General features: G+C 39.5%; 13 protein-coding genes. All 13 read left to right on the top strand.

Features of this window, described 5'->3' with window-relative positions:
• The first annotated feature begins 6 nt into the window (after positions 1-6).
• The 13 genes from NBH01_RS08505 to NBH01_RS08445 all read left to right on the top strand — a co-directional run bounded on the left by NBH01_RS08505 (position 7) and on the right by NBH01_RS08445 (position 22510).
• Complete coding sequence (locus NBH01_RS08505; protein WP_008767206.1) at positions 7-1089, top strand: glycoside hydrolase family 88/105 protein; 1083 nt, start codon at positions 7-9, stop codon at positions 1087-1089.
• A gap of 17 nt (positions 1090-1106) precedes the next feature.
• Positions 1107-4301 (top strand): SusC/RagA family TonB-linked outer membrane protein, encoded by a 3195-nt coding sequence (locus NBH01_RS08500; protein ID WP_008767205.1) that lies wholly within the window; start codon positions 1107-1109, stop codon positions 4299-4301.
• 12 nt (positions 4302-4313) lie between these two features.
• Complete coding sequence (locus tag NBH01_RS08495) at positions 4314-6236, top strand: RagB/SusD family nutrient uptake outer membrane protein (RefSeq protein ID WP_250700065.1); 1923 nt, start codon at positions 4314-4316, stop codon at positions 6234-6236.
• A 19-nt stretch (positions 6237-6255) separates the two neighbouring features.
• A complete protein-coding gene (locus NBH01_RS08490) occupies positions 6256-7470 on the top strand; it encodes a DUF5000 domain-containing lipoprotein (RefSeq protein ID WP_008767203.1) in 1215 nt (404 codons plus the stop codon).
• 24 nt (positions 7471-7494) lie between these two features.
• Entirely contained in the window at positions 7495-8169 is a 675-nt protein-coding gene (locus NBH01_RS08485; RefSeq protein WP_008767202.1) for a DUF4998 domain-containing protein, read from the top strand.
• A 14-nt stretch (positions 8170-8183) separates the two neighbouring features.
• Positions 8184-9407: a DUF2264 domain-containing protein gene (locus NBH01_RS08480; RefSeq protein ID WP_151209422.1), complete on the top strand. Its 1224-nt coding sequence runs from the start codon at positions 8184-8186 to the stop codon at positions 9405-9407.
• An 83-nt stretch (positions 9408-9490) separates the two neighbouring features.
• The gene (locus NBH01_RS08475) at positions 9491-10465 is read left to right on the top strand and encodes a metallophosphoesterase (RefSeq protein ID WP_008767200.1); all 975 of its coding nucleotides are present in this window, start codon (positions 9491-9493) and stop codon (positions 10463-10465) included.
• A gap of 30 nt (positions 10466-10495) precedes the next feature.
• Positions 10496-11917 (top strand): sulfatase, encoded by a 1422-nt coding sequence (locus NBH01_RS08470; protein ID WP_008767199.1) that lies wholly within the window; start codon positions 10496-10498, stop codon positions 11915-11917.
• A gap of 23 nt (positions 11918-11940) precedes the next feature.
• On the top strand, positions 11941-13149 hold the full coding sequence (locus NBH01_RS08465; RefSeq protein ID WP_008767198.1) for a glycoside hydrolase family 88 protein: 1209 nt from the start codon (positions 11941-11943) through the stop codon (positions 13147-13149).
• A 14-nt stretch (positions 13150-13163) separates the two neighbouring features.
• Positions 13164-17798, top strand: a complete 4635-nt coding sequence (locus tag NBH01_RS08460; RefSeq protein WP_234141152.1) for a glycosyl hydrolase — start codon at positions 13164-13166, stop codon at positions 17796-17798.
• 11 nt (positions 17799-17809) lie between these two features.
• Complete coding sequence (locus NBH01_RS08455) at positions 17810-19777, top strand: glycoside hydrolase family 127 protein (RefSeq protein WP_008767196.1); 1968 nt, start codon at positions 17810-17812, stop codon at positions 19775-19777.
• Between the two features lie 344 nt (positions 19778-20121).
• Positions 20122-21003 carry an AraC family transcriptional regulator gene (locus NBH01_RS08450; protein ID WP_008767195.1) on the top strand — a complete coding sequence of 294 codons (882 nt, stop codon included), beginning with the start codon at positions 20122-20124 and terminating at the stop codon, positions 21001-21003.
• Positions 21004-21085: 82 nt separating this feature from the next.
• Complete coding sequence (locus NBH01_RS08445; protein WP_195380642.1) at positions 21086-22510, top strand: L-fucose/L-arabinose isomerase family protein; 1425 nt, start codon at positions 21086-21088, stop codon at positions 22508-22510.
• Positions 22511-22523 lie beyond the last annotated feature (13 nt).

Genomic DNA, 22523 nt, shown 5'->3' with positions numbered 1-22523 from the left:
ATACTTATGAGAAAGACACTAATTTTGATTTTAACCTTGTTTGCAGTCTTTACGACTGTTGATGCTAGAAGTAAGAAAGACCAGGACCGCGCATTAATCGACAAAGTTGCCATGTGGCAGATAGATCATCAGACGAAAGTAAAGCATCATGATCTTGCATGGACCAATGGAGTTTTGTTTCGTGGCATGGTGGAATGGGCAGACTACACACAAGATTCCCGCTATTATGACTTTCTGATGCAGATAGGGAAAAAGCATCGTTGGGGATTCTTGAAAAGACTCTACCATGCGGATGATCTTGTGATAGCACAGATGTATATCCGTATGTATGAGAAGTATCATGATCCGGTAATGATTCAGCCTACTATCGCACGAGTAGATTCGATAGTGGCTAAGCCTTCGAAAGCTCGTTTATGGTTAGGTGCAAAAAACTGGTCGGAGCGTTGGTCATGGTGTGATGCTTTATTTATGGCTCCCCCTGTCTATGGACAGTTGAACAAACTGTATCCTGAAAAAAACTATCTGGATTTTATGGATCGTGAGTTTAGAGAAGCTACAGATTCCTTATATGACGCTGATGCAGGATTGTACTACCGGGACAGAAGGTACATCCCGAAAAAGGAGAAGAACGGTGAGAAAGTGTTTTGGGGGAGGGGTAATGGTTGGGTATTTGCCGGACTGCCTTTGTTATTACAAACACTTCCCAAAGAGCATCCGACTTATAATTATTATCTGAATATCTACAAAGAGATGGCTTCATCCGTCATCAAATGTCAGGATAAGAATGGTTCTTGGCATGCGAGTATGCTTGATCCCGAATCGTATCCTTCGCCGGAAAACAGTGCTTCCGGGTTCTTTGTCTATGGTTTGGGATGGGGAATTAATCAGGGGATACTGAAAGGTAAGAAGTACAAGAAAGCTGCTCAAAAGGGATGGAAAGCATTGAAGAGCTATGTCCATGAAGATGGCATGCTTGGATATGTTCAGCCCGTCAGCGCTGCTCCTGAACAAGTCACTAAAGACATGACCGAAGTGTATGGTGTAGGTGCATTCCTGATGGCTGGTATTGAAATGTTGAAAATGAAATAACCTTTTTATTAATAATTATGAAAACAAAAACAAGAGATTTAAGTGCATGCCTGAAAAGGCGGCTATGGATCGCCGGCGTATGTCTGGCAGCTTTTTCTTTTCTTTCTGTATCTGTTGTGTATGCTGCTGACGATATTCAGACTATTCAGCAGCAAAAGAAAGGAATGACGATTAAAGGTAAGGTTTTGGGTACAGATGGAGAACCTATTATTGGTGCATCTGTATTGGTGAAGGGATCGACTACCGGAGTCGTGACTGATTTGGATGGTAATTATACATTGGCTAACGTTTCTAAAGGCGCTATTCTGGAATTTAGTTATGTAGGTTATGTGAAACTGACCAAAACAGTAGGGAGTGAAACAACGATAAATGCAATCTTGTATGAAGATTCCCAGATGTTGGAGGGAGTTGAGGTTGTGGCTTTCGGTACACAGAAAAAGGAAAGCGTTATCGGAGCTATTTCAACGGTAAAAGTTGCAGAACTGAAAACACCGTCGAGTAACTTGACCAATGCACTTGCCGGGCGTATTGCAGGTGTGATTTCTTATCAAAGAACAGGTGAGCCCGGTGTAGATGATGCTTCTTTCTTCGTTCGTGGTGTTACTACTTTCGGTTATAAAAAGGACCCTTTAATTTTAATTGATGGCATTGAATTGACTTCTACTGACTTAGCTCGTTTGCAGCCTGATGATATCGCTAGTTTTTCTATTATGAAAGATGCTACTGCTACAGCGCTTTACGGTGCTCGTGGTGCGAATGGAGTTATCTTGGTCAAGACGAAAGAAGGTCAGAAAGGTAAGGCGCGATTAAGCTTGAGAGTTGAGAACTCAATATCTGCTCCAACTCAGGAGATTGACTTGGCAGATCCTGTTACTTATATGCGTCTGCACAATGAGGCCTATTTGACACGTAATCCGTTAGCGCCGTTGATGTACTCCGAAGAGAAAATAGACAATACTGTACCTGGCTCCGGTTCTGTGATTTATCCGGCTACGGACTGGAGAAAGGAATTATTGAAGGACTTTACGATGAACCAGCGTGTAAACTTGAATATTACAGGTGGTGGCGATGTGGCACGTTATTATGTGGCAGCTTCCTATAGTCAGGATAATGGTATTCTGGAGGTTGATAAGAATAGCAATTTTAATAATAACATTAAACAGAGAGTTTATACTCTTCGCTCTAATGTGAATATTAATGCTACTAAAACTACAGAATTGATTGTACGTTTAAGTGGTGTATTTGATGATTATAATGGTCCATTGTATGGTGGTTCTGCCATGTATAATCTGATTATGAAAAGTAACCCGGTATTGTTTCCTGCCAAATATCCCAAAGATGAGGCTCATGCATACACTAAGCATACTTTGTTTGGTAATGCTGAAAATGGACAGTATCTGAATCCATATGCAGAAATGGTAAGGGGATATAAAGAATCAGGACGTTCTAACCTGAGTGCACAGTTTGAAGTAAAGCAAGACTTGAAATTCTTGACAGAAGGTTTATCAGCCCGCTTATTGTTCAATACTTCCCGTATTTCCAGTTATGATGTTTCACGTAAGCTGAATCCGTATTATTATAAGATGACTAATTATGATTATCTGACTGGTGATTATGCTATCGATATTATCAATCCGGATGAAGGTTCGGAGTATTTGATTTATGATCCGGGAGGTAAAAGCATTACAGCTAATATGTATATTGAAGCAGCATTGAATTATAATCGTGACTTTGGAAAACACGGAGTAGGCGGATTGTTGGTTTATCAGTTGAGAAATAATCTTCAGCCAAATGCAGGCTCGCTTCAGGCATCTTTGCCTTATCGCAATGTCGGTTTATCCGGTCGTTTTACTTATGCATATAATAATCGTTATTTTGCAGAGTTCAACTTTGGTTATAATGGTTCTGAACGCTTCCACAAAAGTAAACGATTTGGCTTCTTCCCTTCTGCTGGTCTGGCATGGGTTGTTTCAAATGAATCTTTTTGGGACCCGTTTAAGAGTGTTGTGTCCAAATTGAAGTTGAGAGCTTCTTATGGTATAGTCGGTAATGATGCTATCGGAAGTGGGCGTTTCTTGTATCTGTCCGATATTAACATGAATGATAGTAAATATGGAGCAAATTTCGGATATAACTTTGATTATCATCGTGATGGTATCTCAGTGAAACGTTATTCTGATCCTGAAATTACATGGGAAAAATCTGCTAAGACCAACTTTGCACTTGAATTTACTCTGTTTGATGACTTGAATGTGACAGCCGAGTACTATACAGAACGCCGTAAGAGTATTTTGCAGCAACGCGCTTCTATTCCGGCATCTATGGGACTTTGGGTGCAGCCTTATGCAAACTTAGGTGAAGCTAAAGGAAGTGGCGTTGACTTATCACTGGACTATAATAAATATTTTGCAAACAAATCATGGTTGCAGTTGAGAGGAAACTTTACTTATGCAACTAGCGAATATATGGTGTACGAAGACTATGAATATCCGGGAGCATGGTGGAAACAAAAAGTCGGTTATCCTACCAATCAAACTTGGGGATATATTGCAGAAGGTTTGTTTGTAGACGATAACGAAGTGGCTAACTCTCCTGTACAATTCGGAGAATATGGTGCGGGTGATATTAAATATCGTGACGTAAATAAGGACGGAAAGATTACTGATCTCGACCAAGTACCTATCGGATATCCGAAAGAGCCGGAAATTGTATATGGTTTTGGTGCATCTTATGGATATAAGAATTGGGATATATCTGTATTCTTCCAAGGATTGGCCAGAGAATCATTCTGGATTGACTATAATAATGTTTCTCCGTATTTTAATACAGTTGATACGAAAGTTGTAGGAAATAGGGTAGGCCATAATGCACTTGCTAAGTTTATTGCAGATAGTCATTGGTCGGAAGATAATAGAGATGCGTATGCTGTGTGGCCGAGATTAAGCCCGACTTCTATTGAAAATAATAGTAAAACGAGCACATGGTTCATGCGTGATGGTTCGTTCTTGCGTCTGAAACAGTTAGAAATCGGATATACGATTCCTGAAAAGGTAACTAATAAAGTCGGTATTAAGAATCTTCGATTCTATGTTACAGGAAACAACTTATTGTGCTTCAGCAAGTTTAAACTTTGGGATCCTGAAATGGCAGGTGCCGGTTTAGGTTACCCTGTGCAGAGAGTATATAATGTTGGACTAAATTTAACATTCTAAATCTGATATAAAATGAAAAAATTACAATTATTAATATTGAATTGTTTGATTATCGTTTTATCCTCCTGTGATTCATTTCTGGATATCGTTCCGGATGATATCGCCACAATCGATAATGCATTTACAATGAGAGCGCAAGCAGAGAAATATCTGTTTACCTGTTATTACTATCTTCCAGCTCATGGACTATTGGAGGCAAATCCTGCGATTGCCGGTGGTGATGAATTGTATATTACGGAGTCTTTCCGTAGTGCAGCACACGTGCATGCCTGGTATATTTCACATAATATGCAAAGTTCGGCAAGACCGCGTTGTGATTACTGGACGGGAGCCGATCAGCAAAACAACAAGTCTTTATATCAGGGAATCAGTGACTGTAATATTTTTTTAGAGAATATCCAGAAGGTGCCTGATATGACACAGGCTGAAAAGGATCGTTGGGCGGCTGAAGTGCGTTTTCTGAAAGCCTATTATCATTATTGGTTGATCAGGATGTATGGTCCGATTCCTATTATGGACCAGAATATTCCGGTGAATGCTGGTGAAGAAGAGGTAAAGGTCTTTAGAAATACAATAGATGAATGTTTTGATTATGTGATTAACACATTGACTGAAATTATCGACAGCAACCATTTACCAGATAAGATAATGAATGAGGCGGAAGAACTGGGACGAATTACTCAAGGAATTGCAATGGCTATAAGAGCAGAGGTGATGGTAACTGCTGCCAGTCCTTTATTTAATGGAAACGCGGATTATAAAGGATATACCGATTCAAGGGGCATTGAGATCTTTAATCCTAACAAATCGGAACAAGATAAGAAGCAACGTTGGATAGATGCAGCAGAAGCATGTAAACAAGCTATTGAATTTTTAAAGGCTCAGGGACATGATTTATATAAATATACTTCTCTTGAGTACACTATATCTGATCAGACACGGGCAAAAATGAATATCCGTAATATTGTAACAGAGAAATGGAATCAGGAAATTATCTGGGCTAATTCAAATAGTATTATCGGTCAATTGCAGGATCATGCGATTCCACGCGGTTTGGAACCAGGAAAAGAAGGGAATGCAAGTGTTGGTGGTAATCTGGCTGTTCCTCTGAAAATAGCTGATTTATTCTACACAAAAAATGGAGTACCTATCACGGAAGATAAAACCTGGAACTATGATGATCGCTTAGAATTGAGAAAGGCAACATCTGATGATAAATACTTTATAAAAGAAGGATATACAACAGCCAGTATCAATTTTGACAGAGAAGTTCGCTACTATGCAAGTTTAGGATTTGACGGTGCAGTTTGGTTCGGTCAGGGTGTAACGGATGAAACGAAGCCGATTTATGTACAATGTAAGCAAGGACAGTCTGCTGCTAATCAGATATCAAACTCATGGAATGAAACTGGTATATGGCCTAAAAAACTAGTTCACTTTAAAAGTGTTGTAGGACAGACTAGTGGGTTTACCAAGATTACTTATCCATTCCCAGTGATGAGATTAGGAAACTTATACTTGTTGTATGCCGAGGCTTTGAATGAGAGTGGTGCTTCTAAAACAGATGTTCTGACCTGGGTCGACTTGATCAGAGAAAGAGCAGGTTTGGAAGGAGTAGAAGAGAGTTGGGATACATACACGAATAACAAGAAATATGAAACAGTAGACGGCAGACGTGAGATTATCCAGCAAGAACGGGGTATTGAGTTAGCCTTTGAAGCTCAGAGGTTCTGGGATTTGCGTCGATGGAAGTTGGCATATCAGGAACAAAATAAGCCTATTACAGGATGGAATACTCAATATAGTACAAATGAGGATTACTATACAGAACAATTGATTTATGCTCAAGAATTCAGAATAAGAAACTATTTCTGGCCGATATTAGATAGAGAATTATATTCGAATAAAAATCTGGTACAGAATTATGGGTGGTAAACTTTAAATTTAAGACGTTATGAAGAAGAAATTATATAAATATGGTTTGCTTTATATAGGAGTGGCTTTAGCTGCTTGTGCTGATAATGCTGATTTGAATGAACCGGCAGGAAGTACAACGCCTCCGGCACAGGTGTTGAACGCAACGGTAAAGAATCTGCCTGGTGCGGCAATTATCTATTATGACTTACCGGATGATCAGAATCTGAAATATGTTAGGGCCAGTTATAAGGTTGATAACATGGTCCGCACAGTTAATGCTTCTTTCTACACAGATTCTTTGGTAGTGGAAGGTTTCCCGACTAAGGGGGAATATGATATTGAGCTTTATTCTGTTAGTTATGGTGAGGTTGTGTCTTCTCCGTTAGTCGTGAAAGTGAATCCTGATACACCTCCTTATCAGAAAGTTCGTGGAACATTGGTTTCTGCCGAAACATTTGGCGGTATCAGAGTGAATTTTGATAATCCGGAAAAAGCGAAACTTGGACTGGGCGTTATAAAAAAACAAGCAGAGGGTATTTGGACACAGGTATATATGCATTATACTGAAGCTAAAGGTGGAGATTTTTATGTACGTGGTCTTGATGCTGTTACTACAGATTTTGGTATATTTGTCAGGGATAGATGGGGGCACCTTTCGGATACATTGTATGTAACTGAAACTCCTCTTTATGAAGAACAATGTGATAAGTCTTTGTTCAGAAAGATGGCTTTACCGACCGACTCTTATGAATGCCATTCATGGAATGAGGTCACAAAAGGGAATGATATGACACGACTTTGGGATGGAATAACAGATGCAGACCCCTGCTTTCAGACTAAGACGACAACGGTAATGCCTCAATGGTTTACTTTTGATATGGGAGAGAATTATAAATTAAGTCGTTTTGTGATGGTTTCACGTTATTATCCGGGTAAATATGGCAATACGTTCAAGGCTGGTCATCCGAAACATTTTGAAATTTGGGGAAGTATTAATCCGAATCCGGATGGAAGCTTTGATGATTCGTGGGTATTGCTATCAGAATATGAATCAGTGAAACCTTCAGGTGGTGGTGTTAATGATGCTCTAACAGCTGAAGATCAGGAAGCTGCAAAGAATGGTGAGAATTTTATTATTCCGGATAATGCTCCTGCTGTTCGTTACATTCGTTTCAGGACGAATAACACTTGGGGAAATACACGCTACATGCATCTTCACGAACTAACATTCTTCGGTGCAAAGCATAATTAGTAATAAGTAAAAAGAAATAATGCTATGAGACTATTTAAGAATTTTGCTCTTGTATTTTTATTTATAGGTACTTTGGCGTCTTGTGATGGCATGGATGCAACATATAAAGAGTTTATTGAAGAAGGACCTATTGTTTATATAGGAAAAGTGGATTCGTTGAAAGCGTATGCCGGACGTAACCGAGCTATGCTTGAGTGGCAGAAGTTGCTTGATCCACGTGCTAAAACAGCTAAAATCTTCTGGGAAAACAGAACGAGGTCCACTGAATTACAATTAACTGATAAGGCTGGTCTAACACAGGTTATAGTGAAGGATTTGGCGGAAGGTTCGTATGTATTTGAAGTTTGCACATATGATACTCATGGTAATTCTTCTATTATGTCAGAAGTTCCTTGTACTGTATATGGTGATGTTTATGAGAAGTTGTTGTTTAATACAAAAGTAAAGACGGCAGTTTTAAAAAACGATGTGTTGACCATTACTTTTGCAGCTTCGCTTGAACCGACTTTCTTTGGTTCCGAAATTACTTATACGAGCATTGATGGAGGGGATAAAACGGTGATTCTGAAAGCACCCGAGACGCAGATTAAGATAGATGATTTTGCAGGCGATCGTATTATTTATCGTTCTGTTTATTTGCCGGAAGAAACTGCTATCGATTATTTCTATAGTGAATCGGATGAATTTGAAATTAAATAAAGAGGATAGAAAGAATGCGTAAAGTAGTAATATTATTATATTTGGTCCAGTTATTGTTTACCGGTTTTGCTCAGGCAAAACCGGGCAAGGACCGTGAATACTGGGTGAAGACAATGATTAAAATCATTGATCCTTTTTATACAAACTTGAGTCAGAATACTCTGAGAAAGAACATGCCTGTTGAAACCTTTGATGGATTGAATAATGGCAATACTAGAAAGAATGTAACACATTTGGAAGCTTTAGGGCGTTCCTTTAATGGCATTTCTGCTTGGTTAAACTTACCTCCTGATGGCACGAAAGAAGGACAACTCCGTGCTAAATATACTGACCTGGTGGTGAAATCTATATCCAATGCTGTGAATCCGGATTCTCCGGATTATATGCGTTTTGATGGACCTGGTGGACAACCATTGGTAGATGCGGCTTTTTTTGCACAGGGGTTATTACGTTCGAAGGATCAGATCTGGCCGAAGTTGGATAAAGTGACTCAGGAGAGAATTATCAAAGAACTGAAAGCTTCCCGTAGAATCAAAGCCTCAGAATCTAACTGGTTGATGTTTTCTGCTACAATTGAGGCTGCTCTATTGGAATTTACAGGTGAATGTGAATTGAACCCGATTCATTATGCATTAAAAAGACATAAAGAATGGTACAAAGGAGATGGCTGGTATGGTGACGGACGCAACTTCCATCTGGATTATTATAATAGTTATGTGATCCAGCCTATGTTGATAGATGTATTGTCAGTTATGAAGAAGCATGAAGTTGAAGGAGCCGATTTTTATGATGTACAGTTACAACGATTGATCCGTTATGCCGATCAACAAGAAAAGATGATCTCTCCGGAAGGTACTTATCCTGTGTTGGGCAGGTCGATGGGATATCGTTTTGGGGCTTTTCAGGTATTAGCTCAAGTTTCCTGGATGAAATTATTACCGGAACATATCAAACCAGCACAGGTACGCTGTGCATTGACTAAGGTGATGAAAAGACAGTTAATTAAGGGAACATTTGATAAAGACGGATGGTTGAACTTGGGATTCTGTGGACATCAACCGGAGATAGCCGATAGATATGTATCCACAGGCAGTAATTATCTGTGTACGTTTATTTTTCTACCTTTAGGTTTGCAAGCGGATGATGAGTTTTGGACGGCCAAACCTGAAGAATGGTCCTCAGTCAAAATATGGAGTGGGAGCCGAGATATAAAGAAGGACGGTTCTATTAAAAACTAGGATTAAATCTTAGGGAAGTATTGAAAAGAAAGTAGATGTAACTAAATAAACTTCTGAGAAAGTTGAATAAAGAGTAGAAACAGATGAAAAATCAAATGAAATGGATAGCTTTATTGACTACGGCAGTTTTTATTTTCTCGGGTTGTAAAACACAAAAACAGGTCAGACTGGTTTTGTTGCCGGATATACAAACTTATTCACGGCTTTATCCCGATATTTTAAAATCGCAAACTCAATGGGCAATAGATCATGCAGATAGTATTGACTTTGTTTTGCAACAGGGGGACATGACTGATCACAATGTCGATAAGGAGTGGGAGGTTGCAGCTGCCGCTTTGAATACTATGGACAACCAAGTTCCTTATGCTTTTGTAATGGGAAATCACGATTTAGGTAAAAATTCGAATAAAAGAGATTCGGAACTCTTCAATCGATATTTTCCTTATGATAAATACAGTAAGACGAGAAATTTCGGTGGTGCATTTGAAGAAGGGAAAATGGATAATGTGTGGTATACTTTCAAGGCTGCCGGATTGAAATGGCTGATTCTTTGTTTGGAATTTGGACCTCGTACTAGTGTGCTTGACTGGGCAGGTGAGATTGTGAAGAAACATCCGCATCATAAGGTGATTATCAATACGCATGCATATATGTACTCGGATGATACACGTATGGGAGAAGGCGATCGTTGGCTGCCGCAGAAATACGGTTTAGGCAAAGATACCGGTGAAAATGCGGTGAATAACGGTGAGCAAATGTGGGATAAGTTGGTTAGTAAATATCCTAATATTCTTTTTGTATTCAGTGGGCATGTACTGAATAGCGGTGTTGGGACCTTAGTCAGTATAGGTGATCATGGTAATAAAGTGTTTCAGATGTTAGCCAATTTTCAAGATGGAGTGAAAGGGACGAACAGAGGGCAAACCGGTTTCTTGCGTATTGTGGATATAGACGTGAAGAAACAGCAAGTCAGAGTAAAAACTTATTCTCCCTATCTGAAGGAATATAAGAATGATGTTAAAAATAAATTCTCTTTCGAAGGGGTAAACTTTAAATGATATAGTTTTAGTATTCTGGAGGATGTGGCTATGAAATACACTCAATCTTTTTGTTTTGTAAGTGTGATTGTTTTGTCGTCTTCTGTTCATCTCCATGGACAGAATAATAAGATGAATGTTTTGCTTATTATTGCCGATGATATGCGTCCTGAATTGGGATGTTATGGAATAGAAGATATTGTGACTCCCCGTCTGGATAGCTTGGCAAGGTATGCTACGGTCTTTCAGAATGCATATTGTAACATTCCTGTAAGCGGGGCTTCCAGGGCAAGTCTGTTTACAGGAATGTATCCTCGTTACCCGAATCGTTTTACTGCGTTTGATGCCAGTGCGGAGAAAGATTGTCCGGAGGCTCTTTCACTTCCGGAATGCTTTAAGAAGAACGGATATTATGTCGTTTCTAATGGAAAAGTATTTCATAATATAACGGATCATGCTGATAGTTGGTCGGAAGCTCCATGGAGAGTGCATCCTGATGGATATGGTAAGGATTGGGCTGAATATAACAAGTGGGAATTATGGCAGAATGAAGAGTCTTCCCGTTATGTTCATCCTAAAACTTTACGAGGTCCTTTCTGTGAGTCGGCTGATGTTGCTGATACAACTTACATAGACGGTAGAGTGGCGCAAAAGACAATTGCGGATTTAAGGCGTTTGCATAAAAAGGAAAAACCGTTTTTTCTTGCATGCGGTTTTTGGAAACCGCATTTGCCTTTCAATGCTCCCAAAAAATACTGGGATTTATATCGGCGAGAAGAAATACACCTCGCCCAAAATCCTTATAGACCGAAAGCTTTACCTAAACAGGTTACTTCTTCCGGTGAAATTCGTGGGTATGGGAAATTTGTTACAACTAAAGATGAGACTTTCCAGCGAGAAGCTAAGCATGGCTATTATGCATGTGTGAGTTATATTGATGCACAGATTGGTCTGATACTTGACGAACTTGATCGTTTGGGACTGTCTGAGAACACAATAGTGGTAATATTAGGTGACCATGGTTGGCATTTAGGGGAACATGGATTCTGGGGAAAACATAATCTAATGAATCATGCAACTCGTGCTCCGTTGATTGTTCGTGTTCCTCATTGTAGAGGTGGCAAAGCAAAAGGAATTGTAGAATTTGTCGATATTTATCCAACTTTGTGCGAGTTGTGTGGAGTGCCAATGCCTAAGGACCAATTACAGGGAAAGAGTTTTGTGCCTATTTTGCAAGACAGTGGGAAAAAGACAAAACAATACGCCTTTATTCAGTGGAAAGGTGGGTATAATATTGTTTCGGAGCAATATAGTAGCACTATATGGCTGCAAGGAGATTCGGTTGTAGCCCGGATGATATTTGATCGCCAATTGGATGCATCGGAGAATGAAAACAAGGTGCATTGCCCATATTTGAGTAGAGAAAGAGATAAACTTGAGGCTCAGATTAAGATCCGGAAATCTCAATTATAGAAATAATTTAAAAGAATATATAAATGAAAGTAAGTTCATCTATCATTGCATCTCTTTTGCTTTTGACAGTTTGTAGTTGTTCAACTCCGAAAAGCGAAATGAGTACTCTCGTGAATAACAGTTTACAAACGGCAACTGTACAGTCAAAGCTTATGGCTGAGGATTTATTGAATGAAGAAGGAAAACTACCTCGTACAATCGGCAAGGATGGTAAGTTGATGACATCAAAATCCAATTGGTGGACAAGTGGCTTTTTTCCCGGTGTATTATGGTATCTGTACGAGGTGAATGGCAATGATTCTTTGAAAATGTATGCTGAGAACTATACAAAACGGATAGAAAACCAGAAATATACTACTGATAATCATGATGTGGGATTTATGTTGTATTGTAGCTTTGGTAATGGATTACGCTTGACAGGTAATGATGATTATAGAAAGACATTATTGCAGGGGTCTGAATCGTTGAGTACCCGTTTTCGTCCACAGGTGGGTTGCATTCGTTCTTGGGACTGGAATCAGAAGGTGTGGGAGTATCCGGTAATTATTGATAATTTGATGAATCTGGAGATGTTAATGTGGGCTTCCAAGAACTCTGATGATCCTAAATTTGAGGAAATAGCTAAGTCACATGCGGATGTGACGATGAAATATCATTTCCGATCAGATTATAGCTCATATCATGTAATTTCTTATGATACTATTTCCGGTTTACCGGAAAAGAAGAATACTTGTCAGGGATATGCACATGAGTCATGTTGGGCGCGTGGGCAAGGTTGGGCATTGTATGGCTATACTATGATGTATCGTGAAACAGGGCAGGAGAAGTATTTGCGGCATGCCATCAATGTTGCTAAATTCATAATAAATCATCCCCGTTTGCCTGAAGATAAGATTCCATATTGGGATTTTGATGCTCCTAATATACCTAATGAACTTCGCGATGCCTCTGCTGGTGCATTGATGGCTTCTGCTTTTATTGAACTCAGTCTGTATACAGAAGGGGATTTTTCGAAGCAATGTCTCTCTGTTGCAGAAACACAGTTGAAAACCCTTTCTTCGCCGGAATATTTGGCGGAGCCTGGCACAAATTGCAATTTTATCCTAAAGCATTCTGTAGGTAATAATCCAGGTAAGGCAGAAGTTGATGTACCATTAACCTATGCCGATTATTATTATGTTGAGGCTTTAGTGCGCTATAAAAGAGATATTTTAAAAGAAAAGCTGAATTGAAAATCTTATTTTAAATGATACAAAGATTATCTTTTTGGATAATAATGATTATCTGTTCGACGATGGTCTATGGACAAGAACATGATGGTGATTATACAAATCCGATCCTATCTTCGGGTGCTGATCCCTGGGTGATAAAGCATGAAGGATGGTATTATTATTGTAGTGGGGTCCCGGGTGGTATAGGAGTATCTCGTTCGCGTGATCTTCATAAGATAAATCCTCCAGTGCGTGTATGGAAGGTACCAGAGAAAGGACAATGGAACTCAACTTGTGTTTGGGCGCCTGAACTTCATTTTTGGAAAGGTAAATGGTATATCTATTATGCCGCAGGATATAGTGGTCCTCCTTTCATTCATCAGAAAGCAGGTGTGTTGGAATCCGTTACATCAGATGCAATGGGGAAGTATGTTGATAAAGGAATGCTGTTTACAGGTGATGCTCTAGGGGATTGGGAAAATAATCGATGGGCGATTGATATGACTTTGTTGGATCATAAAGGACAACTATATGCAGTCTGGTCTGGTTGGGAAGGTAATGAATTAACTGACAAAACTCAGCAACACCTTTACATAGCCAAAATGCTAAATCCCTGGACTATGGCCTCCGGAAGAGTGAAAATATCTTCACCGGATCGTTATTATGAACAGGGAGAACTGCCATTGAATGAGGGACCGCAAATATTGAAGCATGAGAAAGATGTATTTATTGTTTATTCGTGTGGTCAGTCGTGGCTGGATACATATAAACTATCTTATTTGCGTCTGAAAGATTCGGATGCAGACCTCTTAGACCCAGAGAGTTGGATTAAGAGTGAGAAGCCGGCATTTGAGGGAACTAATCAAGTGCTTGGAGTTGGACATGCTAGCTTTACAACTTCACCTGATGATAGGGAATATTATATCTGTTATCATTCGAAAAGAGAGAAAACACCTGGTTGGAAACGTGATATCCGTCTACAGAAGTTCACTTTTGATGCATCTGGTGTTCCTTGTTTCGGTAAACCTGTCTCGGTAGGCGAGAAACTACCTTTACCTTCGGGGACTACTCATTTAGTGAAAGCTAAATCAATGGTTGATCTTGAAAAAGACTTTACTGAGCTTTCTTCGACTGCCCGTCCTTATACATATTGGTTCTGGATGAATGGAAATATAACAAAGGAAGGTATTACCAAAGACTTAGAGGCTATGCATCGTATCGGAGTAGGAGGTGTCTTTAATTTAGAAGGAGGCACAGGTATTCCGAAGGGGGCTGTTACTTATTTGAGTTCGGAATGGTCAGAGTTAAAAGCACATGCCGTAAAAGAAGCTGCTCGTTTGGGGATCGATTATGTGATGCATAATTGTCCGGGATGGTCATCGAGTGGAGGACCTTGGATTACTCCTGAATATTCAATGCAGAAATTAACTTGGAGTGAGATAGAAGTGGTGGGAGGAGAGCAGATAGATACTTTGTTGCCTCAGCCTGCTATGGAGTTAGGATATTATAAAGATGTTGCTATATTGGCTTTTCCTTCTTTTAGGAATGGAAAGCCAATAGGTTTTTCTGATTGGCAATTACTAAATAATAGTGTTTTCAATCATAAAGGTCTGATTGATATACGGGAGTATGATAAAGAACAAGTTATTCATCCGGAGGATGTGATTGATTTAACTAAACAGGTTGATTCAAACGGATGTTTGAGTTGGGAAGCACCTTCGGGAAATTGGACGATCATTCGTATGGGACATACTTCTACGGGAAGAAAGAATTGTGCGGCTCCGGATACAGGTGTGGGACTTGAATGTGATAAATTTAGTAAGCAGGCTATTCAACTTCATTTTAATAAGATGATGGACCTGTTATATCCATTAATCAAACCATATGTTCATCAAATTCAGATCGGTTTGGAAATAGATAGTTGGGAGGTCGGTATGCAGAACTGGACATCGGGATTTGAGGATGAATTCTGTGAGAGAACCGGATACGATTTGATTAGATATTTGCCGGCTATGACTGGTAAAATTGTAGGAAGTAAAGAGATAACAGAACGCTTTTTATGGGATATTCGTCGTATACAGGCTGATTTACTGGCTGATAACTATTATGGTGAGTTCAGGAGTTTATGTAATCAATATGGTTTGGTATCGTATTGTGAGCCTTATGATCGCGGACCGATGGAAGAATTACAGATAGGTTCGCGAGTGGATGGAGTGATGGGAGAGTTTTGGAATGGGCTATCCGCTATTTTCCAAAACAATTTGATGATGCGTCGTACCGCTAAATTGGCATCTTCTATTGCCCATATCAATGGACAGAAAGTAGTAGGTGCCGAGGCATATACTTCTGAACCGGAATCGGGGCGATGGCAGGAATATCCGTTTGCATTGAAGGCTGTTGGTGATAAGGCGTTTACAGAGGGAATTAACCGGATGGTAGTTCATCGTTACGCGATGCAGCCTCATTCAAATGCTGTTCCTGCTATGACTTTAGGACCTTGGGGAATACACTTCGACCGGACGAACACTTGGTGGGAACCGGCGCGCGCTTGGATGGATTATCTGAATCGTTGTCAAACTCTCTTGCAAGAAGGCTTATTTGTTGCTGATCTGGCATACTTTACGGGGGATAATGTTGTGGGCTATACTAAAGTACACCGTAATGAATTGAACCCGGTGCCACCGGAAGGATATGACTATGATCTGATGAATACGGAAACCCTGCTGAATAGAGCATGGATAGAACAGGGACGGTTAAGACTTCCGGATGGGATGAGTTACCGCATTCTTGTTCTACAAGAACAGTCGTATATTACATTGGGTTTGTTGAGGAAACTTCGGGAGATGGTAGAGCAGGGCTTGGTTATTGTTGGTGCCCGTCCTCATCAGACTGTGGGATTGCAGTCTTATTCTATTACAGAGGAAAAAGAATTCGAACAGCTTTGTGATGAATTATGGGGAAAGAATATGGCTACAATGATAGACCGTAATATTGGAAAAGGTAGAGTATTTTGGGAAATCTCTTTGAATTTGAATCAGGTATTCAGGCAGATTCAGTTAAAACCAGACTTTGAAGTTGGAGATAATCCGAATAGTGCTCCGATACGGTATATTCATAGACAAATAGGAGATACGGATGTCTACTTTGTAACTAATCAGAGACGGACTCCGGAAGACATAATTTGTAACTTTCGTGTAGAAGGAAAAGTTCCGGAATTCTGGAATCCTCTAACAGGCGAAAGGTCACGTGCTTTGGTATATCAGAAAAATGAAGGAATGACCTCTGTTCCTATCCAGTTGGATGAATACGGTTCTGTTTTTGTTGTATTTCGTTCAGATCTTCCTGAACAGACAGCTATTCGTTCTGTTTATAAAGATAGTGAGTGTCTGGTGGATGCTTCAGTTGTTTCTGTCGAAGAGCAGGAACAGGCTAAATATTTTGGTGTAAAAGATGATTTCTCGATATCATTATGGGTAAAACCGGAATCGGATGCTATGTTGAATACGGATAATCCAATGGGATATATATCATATCCCTGGACAGAATATTATGCTATCTATCCGTCGCATGGGGAATTGCTATATGGCACAGGACATGCTACTTGTGGAATGGCTATAGGTAGAAACGGAGTTGCTGTGTGGGAGAATGCAAAAGGATACCCTGAGTTTAAGATGGCAGTAGAGAAGCCGATTTCCGGGTGGAGCCATATTTGCTTGGTATATAAAGAGGGTGCTCCGCATATTTATATAAATGGTGAGTATGTAACTTATAAAACGAGATCTCTGCAGACAATTCATCCGGGGTTGAATCCTACTACTTTGAAAGAAGGAGCCTCTTATTATAATGGAGATATGTCTGTTCCGGTATTATTTCAGAGAGTGTTATCGAACAAGGAAATTTCCCGTTTGGCAGCTGAAGGATATGTAAAAAAGGCAGATGAACGAGCCTTGAATTGGGTGCCTTACGCAGATAATCGTTTTCTGCTGGCTTGGCATGATGGAAACTATGATTTTATAACATCGGATGGTGTAAAGAAGAAAATAAAGGTTGAAAAAGTTGGAACTCCCGTAATGCTCAATCAGAAATGGGAGATTACTTTTCCTGATGGTTGTGGGGCACCAGAGAAGATTACTCTGCCTAAACTATTTTCTCTGCATAAACACGAAGACGAAGGAGTTAAGTATTTCTCAGGTACAGCTACCTATATGACGGACTTTGTTATAAAGGCTTCTATATTGTCTGATGAAAAAGTTGTCTTTCTTGATTTGGGAGCGGTAGAGGTGATGGCAGAAGTGATTGTCAATGGAGTGAATAAAGGGATTTTGTGGGCTCGTCCGTATTCGATTGATGTTACTGATGTATTAAAGCCGGGCAAAAATACATTGGAAATAAAAGTAACCAATCAGTGGACTAATCGTTTGATTGGTGATGAACAACTACCGGAAGAGAATGAATATGTACCTGGAGGTGGTATAAATGGTATTGCCGCATTGAGTCGTGGTGCTATCAAAAAATTACCGGATTGGTATAAGAATGGTGTGAATAAGCCGAAAGGGGGAAGAGTAGCATTCACTACCTGGAAACATTATCGGAAAGATTCACCTTTGCTGGAATCGGGTTTGATAGGCCCTGTCCGATTAGTTTTTGCAAAGAAGATAGAATTAAAATAATTGATATATTTATGCGCAAAGGTGTATTGACAAAGACATCTATAAAAGTTCTTTTGAGCTTATTATTGCTTATTGGATCATTTGAGCCTGTTGTATCTGCGTCATATGGAGGGAGTAAACCTGCAGATGTCACTTTTGAATCTTATTTTCCATTAAGAGAAGTACGTTTGCTGGACAGTCCTTTTCTTGATTTACAACGAAAAGGAAAGGAATATCTTCTATGGTTGAATCCTGATTCATTATTGCATTTTTATCGAATAGAGGCAGGATTACCTTCAAAAGCTGCACCCTATGCAGGTTGGGAATCACAAGATGTATGGGGTGCCGGACCTTTGCGCGGAGGTTTCTTAGGATTCTATCTTTCTTCTGTATCTATGATGTATCAGTCAACCGATGATAAAAGGTTATTAAAACGTTTAAAGTATGTACTGAAAGAGCTTGAACTATGCCAAAAAGCAGGGAAGGATGGTTTCTTACTAGGGCTCAAAGATGGTAGAAAGCTATTTGCTGAAGTTGCTTCTGGAAAGATAAAAACAAATAATCCTACAGTAAACGGTGCATGGGCTCCGGTTTATCTGATTAATAAAATGCTTCTTGGGCTTTCTGCTGCCTATACGCAATGTCAAATGGAAGAGGCATTACCTATATTAATCCGATTGGCTGATTGGTTTGGATATCAAGTGTTGGACAAACTGACAGATGATCAGATTCAGCGGTTGCTTATCTGCGAACATGGCTCTATCAATGAATCTTATGTGGAGGCTTATGAACTAACCGGAGAGAAGCGTTTTCTTGATTGGGCGCGTCGGTTGAACGACCATGCGATGTGGGGTCCTCTGTCTGAGGGGAAGGATATTCTTTTTGGATGGCATGCTAACACGCAGATTCCAAAGTTTACAGGATTTCATAAGTATTATCAGTTTACGGGTGATGAACGTTTCCTGACAGCAGCAACTAATTTTTGGAATATTGTAACTCAGAATCATACATGGGTAATAGGGGGAAACAGTACTGGGGAACATTTTTTTCCGAAAGAGGAGTTCGCTGATCGGGTACTTTTGGTAGGAGGTCCGGAAACTTGTAACTCAGTGAATATGCTACGTTTGACTGAATCTCTTTTCTGTCAGTATCCTGATGCAGCCAAAGCAAGTTATTATGAGCGGGTATTGTTTAATCATATTTTGTCAGCCTACGATCCAGAAAAGGGCATGTGTTGCTATTTCACCTCTATGCGTCCGGGGCATTATAGAATTTATGCTTCACGTGACAGTTCTTTTTGGTGCTGTGGACATACTGGTCTGGAGAGTCCGGCAAAACTTAGCAAGTTTATTTATAGTCATTCAAAGAGAATTATTGATGGAGATCCTGATATTAGAGTCAATTTGTTTATACCTTCTATTCTTTTCTGGAAAGAAAAAGGAATAGAACTTATTCAGCAAAACCGACTCCCTGAATCGGAGCAAGTGAGCTTTATGCTGAATTTAAAGAAAAAGCAAGAATTGATACTTCGTATTCGTAAACCGGATTGGGCGGATAAAGTAACTTTCATTATTAATGGAAAAGTAGAATATCCTATCCTTGATAAGGATGGATATTGGGTGGTTAACAGAACTTGGGCACGAAAGAATAAAATCATATTGCAACTTCCGATGCATGTATATGTCGAAAGTTTGATGGGTTCTGACCGTTATGCTGCATTACTATATGGTCCATACGTACTTGCCGGGCGCATGGGAACTGAGAATTTGCCTACTACTTTTTGGGGAAAGATGAACAATACGGCAATGAATAAGATCGATTTGAACAAGATTCCGGTATTTAGGATGCCACTTAAGCAGATTCCTGCTTATGTGAAATCAATTTCTACAGATACATTAAAATTTAAAATAGATTTGAAGGAATTTGATAATGTAGTTGTAGAACCGTTTTATAAAGTACATTTTGAACGTTATGCAGTGTATTGGCCTATAAGCTACTAACATAAATGCAATAACATATATAAATAATACGTTTCAGCCGTACATCTCGGTAATACTCAGTAGTACATGTGGGTATTACCCAGTTGTACATCTTGGTATTACCGAGTCGTACATGTGGGGATATCTATTTATATAGATTAATATGACTCTGATATAAAGAAAGAGTGTGTATCTTTATATGTTATCTTACAATAGAAGGACATGGCGTAGGAGTGGAAGAATGCTATTGGAAGAGATCTACTATGAAAAAGAAGTATTGGGAAACCATGTTTTTTCTTTCTTTCTTGCAGTTTTAGGATTTTCTTGATAACTTTCCGCCCTACTTTTTCTAAATACTAGTTGCTATGGAACGCATGTCCATTAAATATTTCGTGAATAATAATAGTTTGGGACCAGACCGGAACATTTCTTCAGTCGGCTTTGAAGAAATTCCCCCAAATACTTCTTATCCGACTTTGAATCATTCTGCCGGTTATTATTTTAATCCGGATAAAGGACGTATACTGACGGAGTATCAACTGATTTATATTACAGAGGGAGAAGGAGTGCTTGAAACAAGAAGTGGGGGAGTGTTTACTATCAAGCGAGGTATGATTTTTGTTCTTTTTCCGGGCGAATGGCACACCTATTATCCTAATTATCAAACAGGTTGGAGTCATTATTGGATCGGCTTTTGCGGTCCGGAAGTTGATAGCTGGATGACGAATGAGTATTGTTCGAAAGAAAGTCCTGTATTTAAGGTCGGTATCAATGATGAGATCGTTTCTTTATTCAGAAAAGCTATTGATGTTGCTAACGAAGAACCTACTTTATATCAACGCGTATTGAGTGGATTGGTGACCTATCTGGTAGCACTAATGTGTAGTATCGATAAGAACCTTCAGGTAGAGAATGATGATTTCTCTTCTAAAATAGATTATGCTTGTGTGCTCATGAAGGAATTGATAGATCAACCAGTTTCTATGCAAGAGATTGCCAAAAAAGCAGGTATGGGATATTCTCTTTTTCGAAAGTTGTTTAAGGAACAGAAGAATTATGCACCTGTGCAATATTTCCAGAATCTGAAAATACAGAAAGCCATAGAGTTGTTGACTACTACTACTATTCCGGTAAAAGAGATAGCATATAGGCTCGATTTTGAATCCCCGGCTTATTTCTCTGCCCGGTTCAAGAAACAAACAGGAAAATCACCTATAGAATATCGAGAAGAATTTCGTATCAAATAATGATAGTGTTCTGGCAATTATCGAAAGTCTTTCTCTTTTAAGATGACTAAGTTTGTATCATAATTAAAAAATGAATAATGCTATGATACAACAAAAAGTAAGAGTGGGACTTTTAGGAGTCGGATTGGATACTTATTGGGGACAATTTGAAGGGCTTCTTCCCCGTCTGTTAACTTATCAGGATGAAATAGCTGCCAAAATAGAGGCAATGGACGTACAAGTTATCAATACGGGGATGGTGGATTCGCCTCTAAAAGCTAATGAATGTGTCCTACAATTAAAACAAGCTGATGTAGAATTGGTTTTTCTGTTTATTTCTACTTATGCTCTTTCTTCTACGATACTACCTGTAGCTCAACAAGTAGGCAAGCCTATTATTATATTAAATATACAGCCTGCATCAGCAATAGATTATCAAAAACTCAATTCAATGGGGGATAGAGGAAGAATGACAGGTGAATGGTTGGCACATTGTCAGGCATGTTCTGTTCCGGAGTTTGCGAGTGTTTTCAATAGAGCCGGTGTGCGATATGATATTATCACCGGCTATTTATCAGAAGATTATGTTTGGGAGGAAATAGCCTCTTGGGTTGACGCTGTACGTGTAATGTATGGAATGCGCACAAGCCGTTTGGGAGTTTTGGGGCATTACTATTGTGGTATGCTAGATGTATATACTGATCTTATGAAGCAGAGCGCAGTGTTTGGTACTCATATAGAGTTGCTGGAGATGTGTGAGCTAAAAGCTTATAGAGAAGAAGTTAGCGATGGGGAACTGAAGCGAAAACTGGACGAATTTTATGATAAGTTTAATGTGGAAGCATCATGTAGTTCGGAAGAGCTAGTGAGGGCTGCACGTACTTCTGTGGCTTTGGATAAATTAGTGAATGTGCATCAACTGGGAGCGATGGCTTATTATTACGAAGGATTCTGTGGGAATGATTATGAGAATATTGTAACTTCTGTTATTGCAGGTAATACGTTGTTGACAGGATATGGAATACCCGTTGCCGGAGAATGTGAAGTGAAAAATGCACAGGCGATGAAAATTATGTCACTATTAAAAGCTGGTGGTTCTTTCTCTGAATTTTATGCAATGGATTTTAAGGATGATATTGTATTACTAGGACATGATGGCCCGGCACATTTTGCAATCGCCGAAGAGAAAGTGAAACTAGTGCCTCTTCCATTATATCACGGTAAACCGGGTAAAGGTCTGTCCATCCAGATGAGTGTTAAACCAGGTGATGTTACACTTTTGTCGGTATGTGAGGGAAGAGACGGAGTCTTTCTACTTGCTGCTGAGGGAGAGGCTGTACAAGGAGAAACTCTACATATTGGCAATACAAATAGTCGTTATCGCTTTCCGTGTGGTGCTCGTCGGTTTATGGATCAATGGAGTAAAGCGGGACCTTCACATCATTGTGCGATTGGCATTGGACATAAAGTCTCTGAACTGAAGAAACTGGCATTTCTTCTGGATATTCCAATAATAGTAGTTGAATAATGCTTTAAAACTC

The organism is Bacteroides sp. B1-V-101, assembly GCF_023656585.1.
Taxonomy (GTDB): Bacteria; Bacteroidota; Bacteroidia; order Bacteroidales; family Bacteroidaceae; genus Bacteroides; species Bacteroides thetaiotaomicron.
Note: the sequence above shows the minus strand (reverse complement) of the source record. Positions and strands in the feature narration are given on the sequence as shown.